Below are 2,933 nucleotides of genomic sequence, written 5' to 3'. Positions count from 1 at the left end.
AAACTTCGTTTTACCCTCTTTTTTTAACTCAATTTAATTTCTGGAAACGACTATTGGGCTTTGGCTTTCTGCAACAGTGGGTGATCTTTGCTGAGGGCTTTGTCCCAGATGACGATTTCTTTGCCTTGGTCGCGGAATTGTTCGATCACAAATTCAGGTGGGTCGCCTGCGGTGTAGTAGGAAGGTCGATTCGCTCCGCGAAGTTCCAAAGGATCGTCGCAGAAGATTTGGAAGAAGTGCGATCTATATGGATGCTTTGGGCAACAAGGTTTAGCCATTGGTTTTCGGGTGGGGTTTTCTTGGTGTAAGTCATTGTTCTAAGTTGAGGTGAGCCGTAAGCTACCAGACGATCGCTAGATCGAGGATAAATCCCGGTAGAACGTCTTCGCCAGATAGGTGAGTTGGGTCTTCTAAAATTTCAACGGGCTGTCCGATGCGATAGATTTCGATTCTGCGCGTTTTACGGTCGATCAACCAGCCGAGGCGGACTCCGTTTTCGATGTATTCTTGCAGTTTGGTTTGGGTTTCTTCGAGGGTATCAGAAGGGGACATGAGTTCGAGGACAAAATCAGGTGAGATTGGGGGAAATTTCTCTTTTTGCTCTGGGGTGAGTGCGTTCCAACGGGCATGAGCAATCCAGGCGACATCGGGTGAACGGGTTGCGCCGTTGGGCAGTTTGAAGCCAGTGGAGGAATCGAAGCAGACTCCTAGACCAGCTTGGCGATTCCAGATGGCGAAGTTGGCTCCGATTTCAAAGTTACGATTTCCGGTTTCTCCGCCTGTGGGTGACATAATGCTGATTTTTCCGTTTGCGTTGCGTTCAAATTTGACATCGGGATTTGCTCGACAGAGTTGATAAAACTGCTCGTCGGTAAGGTCGATGATGGGTTTGAGATTGAAGGTGTGGTTGACCATTGTTTTCTAGGTGTGAGCAGTTATTCAAGTAAATGAATCTGTGAAAAGGCGGTGTGAACTTTGTTAAATAAGCGTCGATCACACGTCCATAATTCAGCGTTTAGGCGTTCTGCGAGGGCGAGATAGTGAGCGTCATAGGTCGCGGGTAAACTATTTTCTTGTGCTAAGACAAGCGATCGCTGATGCAGTTCGTTGTCTTGGTAAAGGGTGATTGGTAGGGTGAAGACGGCTTGGAGGAGTTGAGAGGATTCTTCGAGCGTGAGCGTGTTGGCGACGACATATCGATACAGCGCGTTGGTGACTTCGTAGAGAAAGAGTGAAGGGGCGACAAGGGTAACTTCAGCCTCTAGCCATTGTTGCCAAAGTGCGGAATAGGTGGGGTTTGTCGCGGGCGATATTGTGATCAGGCGAACGACAAAGCTGGTATCGACGCAAATTGTGGTCATGTTACGGGTTCAGTGGGTTGGGGTTGGGAAAACACGTTTCCATTAGTTGTCGATCGCGTTCTTCCCGCATTTGATGAATTTGGTCGGTGATATCGTCGCTAGAGAGATTGAGGGGGACTCCACCACGTCTAGCAGTGATTTGCTCATGGATTTGGGCAAGGTCTCGCTGGATGGCTTGCCAGGGTTTTTGACGATCGAGCCGTTGTTCTAGTAGCTGGCGTTCTTCGTCGTTGAGGGATTGAATGATTTGAACGAGGGAGTTGACGAGTTGGGTGTTCATATTATTGAGTATCTATTTGCTAAACATTTTATCCCAGGCGGCTAGGACGAGTTTTTGGGTGCGGTATTCGCCGTGGGCACCTCGAAAAATTTAATCTGAGGGTCTTAGATTGAGACAGGTATGAGATCCTAGAAATAGGAAAGCGATAGAGTGAATTTCAATGAGACAACCAGGCTTTTGGGATTGGGAAGAGCGCCAAAGTAAACTAAATCAGAAGAAGGATTTATTGGTTCGTCTCAACGAGATCATGACTTGGGAAACATTTCGTCCCTTACTAGAGCAGATTCATGACAAACCGCGCAAGAATAAGGCTGGACGCAAGCCGATTGATGTTGTTGTGATGTTTAAGCTGTTGGTATTGCAGCAGTTGTACAACATTAGTGATGAAGAATTAGAGTACCAAGTTAGTGACCGATTGTCGAGTTAGTGACCGATTGTCGTTCATGCAGTTTCTTGGCTTTGGTTTGTCAGATGACATACCAGATGCCACAACGGTGTGGTTGTTCCGCAAACAATTGAGCGAGCAGGAATTGATTGAACCGCTCTTTAAGCAATTCGAGGACTATCTCATTGAGCAAGGCTATGCAGCTCAGGGTGGACAAATTGTCGATGCCACGTTGATTCCCGTGCCCAAACAGCATAACAGCGATGACGAGAACAAACAAATCAAGCAAGGAGAAGTTCCTCAATCGTGGCAAGACAAACCGCACAAACGCTCCCAGAAGGACACGGATGCCCGCTGGACAAAAAAGGGCGGTAAGAGCTACTTCGGCTATAAAGACCACATTTGTATTGATGCCGAACACGGCTTGATTCGGCGCTATGCCGTGACGGATGCATCGGTGCATGATTCTCAAGTGCTGGGGCAATTACTGGACGAAGATAACGAGAGCGATCTGATTTGGGCCGACAGTGCTTACCGCTCTGAGGCAATTGAGGAAGTTCTGGAACTGATTGGGTTTGAAAGTCAGATTCATGAGCGAGGCTATCGCAATCATCCCTTAAGCGAGGCGCAGCAGCAATCCAATCGCACCAAGTCCAAAACTCGCGTCAAAGTCGAGCATGTCTTTGGCACTTGGGTGATGCAGATGGGAGGCAAACTGGTGCGTTCCATTGGCATGGTGCAGGCAAAGGCACAATTGGGACTCAAGAACTTGACCGATAACTTGCTGCGTTACACCTTCTTGGAAACCACAGCAGTTCGTTAGGGGCAACCGCTAGGCGGAACCTGCCGATTCAACGGGTATGTCAATAGTTTTGTGTCAAAGGTGAAAAGTTAGAGGGGAAATCGG

Annotated in this window: 4 protein-coding genes and 1 pseudogene; 1 reads left to right on the top strand and 4 read right to left on the bottom strand. The window is 48.0% G+C overall.

Going from position 1 to position 2,933, the window contains the following annotated elements:
* Positions 1–50: 50 nt before the first annotated feature.
* The 4 genes from ACKFKH_RS33280 to ACKFKH_RS33265 form a co-directional block, all read right to left on the bottom strand.
* A complete protein-coding gene (locus ACKFKH_RS33280; RefSeq protein WP_446862685.1) occupies positions 51–209 on the bottom strand; it encodes a hypothetical protein in 159 nt (52 codons plus the stop codon).
* Between the two features lie 130 nt (positions 210–339).
* The gene (locus ACKFKH_RS33275; RefSeq protein WP_446862684.1) at positions 340–915 is read right to left on the bottom strand and encodes a Uma2 family endonuclease; all 576 of its coding nucleotides are present in this window, start codon (positions 913–915) and stop codon (positions 340–342) included.
* A gap of 20 nt (positions 916–935) precedes the next feature.
* Positions 936–1,361: a type II toxin-antitoxin system VapC family toxin gene (locus tag ACKFKH_RS33270; RefSeq protein ID WP_446862683.1), complete on the bottom strand. Its 426-nt coding sequence runs from the start codon at positions 1,359–1,361 to the stop codon at positions 936–938.
* 1 nt (position 1,362) lies between these two features.
* A complete protein-coding gene (locus tag ACKFKH_RS33265; protein ID WP_446862682.1) occupies positions 1,363–1,641 on the bottom strand; it encodes a hypothetical protein in 279 nt (92 codons plus the stop codon).
* 160 nt (positions 1,642–1,801) lie between these two features.
* On the opposite strand from ACKFKH_RS33265, the pseudogene ACKFKH_RS33260 reads away from it, so the two are divergent.
* Positions 1,802–2,849 (top strand): annotated as a pseudogene (locus ACKFKH_RS33260) (IS5 family transposase).
* Positions 2,850–2,933: the final 84 nt, after the last annotated feature.

It is taken from the genome of Phormidesmis sp. 146-20, from assembly GCF_052939475.1.
The sequence above is the reverse complement of the archived record's forward strand: the minus strand, read 5'-3'. Positions and strand labels throughout refer to the sequence as shown.

What these genes read in the sequence shown, in the direction of transcription:
- ACKFKH_RS33275 (WP_446862684.1), bottom strand. Translation starts at nt 915, where the DNA reads ATGGTCAACCACACCTTCAATCTCAAACCCATCATCGACCTTACCGAC.
- ACKFKH_RS33265 (WP_446862682.1), bottom strand. Translation starts at nt 1,641, where the DNA reads ATGAACACCCAACTCGTCAACTCCCTCGTTCAAATCATTCAATCCCTC.
- ACKFKH_RS33270 (WP_446862683.1), bottom strand. Translation starts at nt 1,361, where the DNA reads ATGACCACAATTTGCGTCGATACCAGCTTTGTCGTTCGCCTGATCACA.